The organism is Aequorivita sediminis, assembly GCF_032080575.2.
GTDB classification, from domain to species: domain Bacteria; phylum Bacteroidota; class Bacteroidia; order Flavobacteriales; family Flavobacteriaceae; genus Aequorivita; species Aequorivita sediminis.
Genome location: NZ_JAVLSO020000017.1, coordinates 1 through 3,180 on the forward strand (window position 1 = coordinate 1; position 3,180 = coordinate 3,180).

Annotated in this window: 2 rRNA genes; both read left to right on the forward strand. The window is 48.6% G+C overall.

Annotation, left to right across the window (positions count from 1 at the left end):
- Positions 1-50: 50 nt before the first annotated feature.
- A 23S ribosomal RNA gene (locus RT250_RS13360) occupies positions 51-2,880 on the forward strand.
- Positions 2,881-3,030: 150 nt separating this feature from the next.
- A 5S ribosomal RNA gene (gene rrf / locus RT250_RS13365) occupies positions 3,031-3,140 on the forward strand.
- The last annotated feature ends 40 nt before the right edge of the window (positions 3,141-3,180 follow it).

Consider the following 3,180-nt stretch of genomic DNA (forward strand, 5'->3'; position numbering starts at 1 on the left):
ATTGATCAATTATTAAGCAATGAATAAACTCATTAAAGAGCAAAAAAGTACAATAAGCAAAATAAGAGCGTATGGGGAATGCCTAGGCTCTCAGAGGCGATGAAGGACGTGATAAGCTGCGAAAAGCTGCGGGGATTGGCACATACAAGTTGATCCGCAGGTATCCGAATGGGGCAACCCACCATATTGAAGATATGGTATCCGCAAGGAGGCAAACCCGGGGAACTGAAACATCTAAGTACCCGGAGGAAGAGAAAACAATAGTGATTCCGATAGTAGCGGCGAGCGAACTCGGATTAGCCCAAACCAATATTGTTACGGCAATATTGGGGTTGTAGGACCACGAGATTTGGTGCTTTATGAATAAGAACACGTTGGAAAGCGTGGCCATAGACGGTGATAGCCCGGTATTAGTAAAGACAGTTACCGATAGTGGTATCCTGAGTAGTGCGGGGCACGTGAAACCCTGTATGAATCTGGCGGGACCATCCGCCAAGGCTAAATACTCCTGAGAGACCGATAGTGAACTAGTACCGTGAGGGAAAGGTGAAAAGAACCGTGAATAACGGAGTGAAATAGAACCTGAAACCATACGCTTACAAGCGGTCGGAGCCAATTTATTGGTGACGGCGTGCCTTTTGCATAATGAGCCTACGAGTTACTGTTGCCAGCGAGGTTAAAATTCTAAGAATTGGAGCCGCAGCGAAAGCGAGTCTGAATAGGGCGATTTAGTTGGTAGTAGTAGACGCGAAACCGTGTGATCTACCCTTGGGCAGGTTGAAGTTTAGGTAACACTAAATGGAGGACCGAACCCGTTGACGTTGAAAAGTCTTGGGATGACCTGAGGGTAGGGGTGAAAGGCCAATCAAACTCGGAAATAGCTCGTACTCCCCGAAATGCATTTAGGTGCAGCGTTGATTTATAGTTTTATAGAGGTAGAGCTACTGATTGGATGCGGGGGCTTCACCGCCTACCAATTCCTGACAAACTCCGAATGCTATAAAATGTTCATCAGCAGTGAGGGCATGGGTGCTAAGGTCCATGTCCGAGAGGGAAAGAACCCAGACCATCAGCTAAGGTCCCCAAATGTATGTTAAGTTGAAAAAACGCGGTTGGATTGCACAGACAGCTAGGATGTTGGCTTGGAAGCAGCCATTCATTTAAAGAGTGCGTAACAGCTCACTAGTCGAGCGATCCGGCATGGATAATAATCGGGCATAAACATACTACCGAAGCTATGGTCCCGACTTTACGTCGGGAGGTAGGGGAGCATTCTGTTTGCGTTGAAGGTGTACTGCGAGGTATGCTGGAGCGTACAGAAAAGAAAATGTAGGCATAAGTAACGATAATGCGGGCGAGAAACCCGCACTCCGAAAGACCAAGGTTTCCTCAGCTATGCTAATCAGCTGAGGGTTAGTCGGGGCCTAACGCGAACCCGAAAGGGGTAGTGGATGGACAACAGGTTAATATTCCTGTACCTGCTCACGTTAAAAGTGACGGAGGCGAAAATTAGGTGCGTGCTGACGGAATAGCACGTTGAAGCCAGTGGTAACACGGCGATAGTACACTGAGGCTTCGGCCAAGGTGATAATCCTGAGGATCGACTTCCAAGAAAAGCGAGTGAAGCAGCCCGTACCCCAAACCGACACAGGTGGTTGGGATGAGAATTCTAAGGAGCTCGAGAGATTCATGGCTAAGGAACTAGGCAAAATAGACGCGTAACTTCGGGAGAAGCGTCGCCCCCCTCCGGGGGGGCCGCAGTGAAAGAGTCCAGGCGACTGTTTATCAAAAACACAGAGCTTTGCTAAATCGAAAGATGATGTATAAGGCTTGACACCTGCCCGGTGCTGGAAGGTTAAGAGGAGATGTTAGCGTTTGCGAAGCATTGAATTGAAGCCCCAGTAAACGGCGGCCGTAACTATAACGGTCCTAAGGTAGCGAAATTCCTTGTCGGGTAAGTTCCGACCTGCACGAATGGTGCAACGATCTGGACACTGTCTCAGCCATGAGCTCGGTGAAATTGTAGTATCGGTGAAGATGCCGGTTACCCGCTGTGGGACGAAAAGACCCCGTGCACCTTTACTATAGCTTAGTATTGGTTTTGGATAAGCAATGTGTAGGATAGGTGGGAGACTTTGAAGTGGCGTCGCCAGGCGTCGTGGAGTCATTGTTGAAATACCACCCTTTGCTTGTCTAGAGTCTAACCTTCTTTGGAAGGGACAGTGCTTGGTGGGTAGTTTGACTGGGGTGGTCGCCTCCAAAAGAGTAACGGAGGCTTCTAAAGGTTCCCTCAATACGGTTGGCAATCGTGTGTAGAGTGCAATGGCATAAGGGAGCTTGACTGAGAGACCTACAAGTCGATCAGGTACGAAAGTAGAGCATAGTGATCCGGTGGTTCCGCATGGAAGGGCCATCGCTCAAAGGATAAAAGGTACGCCGGGGATAACAGGCTGATCTCCCCCAAGAGCTCACATCGACGGGGGGGTTTGGCACCTCGATGTCGGCTCGTCACATCCTGGGGCTGGAGAAGGTCCCAAGGGTTGGGCTGTTCGCCCATTAAAGTGGCACGCGAGCTGGGTTCAGAACGTCGTGAGACAGTTCGGTCTCTATCTACAGTGGGCGTAAGAAATTTGAGTGGATCTGACTCTAGTACGAGAGGACCGAGTTGGACTGACCGCTGGTGTACCAGTTGTTCCGCCAGGAGCACCGCTGGGTAGCTACGTCGGGAAGGGATAAGCGCTGAAAGCATATAAGCGCGAAACCCACCACAAGATGAGATTTCTTTAAAGGGCCGTGGGAGACTACCACGTTGATAGGTCATAGGTGTAAAGGCAGTAATGTCTCAGCCGAGTGATACTAATAGCCCATAAGCTTATGTACATCGCTTTCCCCGCTTTATGCGGGGAACGCAACTCTTTATAATAGTAAATTCACTTTTTTCCTATTGTTTACATTACAATATGTCACGATATTTTCTAGCCCATGGCTAGGAGTTAAGTAGAAAATAAGAACTTTTATTTAACTTAAAACTAAGGTGGTTATAGCGACGGGGCTCACCTCTTACCATTCCGAACAGAGAAGTTAAGCCCGTTTGCGCCGATGGTACTGCAATCCTGTGGGAGAGTAGGTCGCCGCCTTCCTTTAAAACCTTCATCATTTACTTGATGAAGGTTTTTTTTT